Consider the following 692-nt stretch of genomic DNA (forward strand, 5'->3'; position numbering starts at 1 on the left):
AACTGGAGTGGAGATGTTGGGGGCGATGATCCGGGAGCGACTGGAATGGATGCTTGGACTTTCGCAAAAGATGTTGTAGCAGGCATGCAAATCAGATAAGTCAACCCAGGGACTAGTTCCCATACCCAAGGGCGGAAAGAATCCCCGCGCCTCAAGCCGAAGTTGATCGGCACGCGTACCAAAGTGGAGGCACGGGGAAGGATGAACAGGCTTAAGCAGCTATTGGACTGCGCGGTCAAGGTATTCGGGCTATACAAGTTTCTCGGCGAGCATGAGGATTCGAGAGTGAACCCCGAGCATCGCCCTGGCGCTATTGTCGCGCCATTTCTGTGCTCCATAACAGCTAGAGCGGGCAGTTTGTATCAGATCGAGCGTATGGGAAAGGGCGGGGAGCTCGGCAAGGTTATGCATGTCCGGAAGAAACCGGGCGCGGACACTATGGCATACGCCCTGGAGAACGCTGATGTTGAGGAGCTGGAAGCCTACAACGCAGAGATTGTCCAGAAGGCGCGGCGCAACAAGGTCCATTCCAACGGTACGCTCTTTGGATGGCGGGTCTGCGCGGTAGACGGGACGGACACATATTCGGCCCAAAGGCCATGCAGCAAGGCCCGGAAATGGTCCGCAAGGGAGCTTTGGAACGGTAAGAGAGAGCATGTCGAGAAAGCGGCGGCGATATCCTGCGTTGGAGC

At 56.6% G+C, this 692-nt stretch carries 1 protein-coding gene; it reads left to right on the forward strand.

The genetic code is table 11. The features are described 5' to 3' along the window. Window positions 1-201 precede the first annotated feature (201 nt). A partial coding sequence (locus NUW23_16360) for a hypothetical protein (GenBank protein ID MCR4427720.1) occupies window positions 202-692 on the forward strand: 491 nt, incomplete at its 3' end.

This window comes from Bacillota bacterium, assembly GCA_024655925.1.
GTDB lineage: Bacteria > Bacillota > DTU025 > DTU025 > JANLFS01 > JANLFS01.